General features: G+C 61.4%; 1 protein-coding gene. It reads right to left on the bottom strand.

All coding sequences use genetic code 11. From position 1 onward, the window contains the following. On the bottom strand, positions 1 to 756 hold a 756-nt coding region (locus CH293_RS27710), incomplete at both ends, for an AMP-binding protein (protein WP_141217266.1).

Below are 756 nucleotides of genomic sequence, written 5' to 3'. Positions count from 1 at the left end.
CGGTAGTGCGCGTCGGTCCAACTTGCCCGCAGGAGTCAACGGAATCGACTCCAACACAACGAACGCCGACGGAACCATGTGCGACGGCAACACACCCGCCACGAACTCCCGCAACCCCTCCACATCCACAACCGCACCCGCCACCGGCAACACATACGACACCAACACCGTCGCACCCGACGGACCATCAACACCCACCGTCGTCACGAAATCCACATCACCATGACCCACCACCACCGAATCGATCTCACCCAACTCGATCCGGAAACCACGCACCTTCACCTGAAAATCACTACGACCCACATACTCCAACACACCCGAACCAGACCACCGCACCACATCACCCGTGCGATACATCCGCACACCACCACCGAACGGAGCCGCAACGAACCGCTCCGCCGTCAACGAAAAACGATCATGATAACCACGAGCCACACCAGGACCCGACAAATACAACTCACCCACCACACCCACCGGAACAGGCCGCAGCATGGCGTCGAGAACGACAACCGAGAATCCGTGCACCGGTGAGCCGATATCGATGGGTGCACCTGGACGCATTGGTGTACCGAGCGACGCGAACACGGTCGCTTCCGTCGGTCCGTACGCATTGAACAGATCGCGGCCCGGAGCCCACCGTTCCACCAAATCCGAACCGGCGGCGTCGCCACCGGTCACCACGACCTGCAGATCGTCCAGTCCAGCGGGATCCACCGAAGCCAACGCCGCAGGCGTCACGAACGCATGGGTCACCGA

The sequence above is a fragment of the Rhodococcus sp. 14-2470-1b genome (genome assembly GCF_002259415.1).
Taxonomy (GTDB): domain Bacteria; phylum Actinomycetota; class Actinomycetes; order Mycobacteriales; family Mycobacteriaceae; genus Rhodococcoides.
The sequence above is the reverse complement of the archived record's forward strand: the minus strand, read 5'-3'. Positions and strand labels throughout refer to the sequence as shown.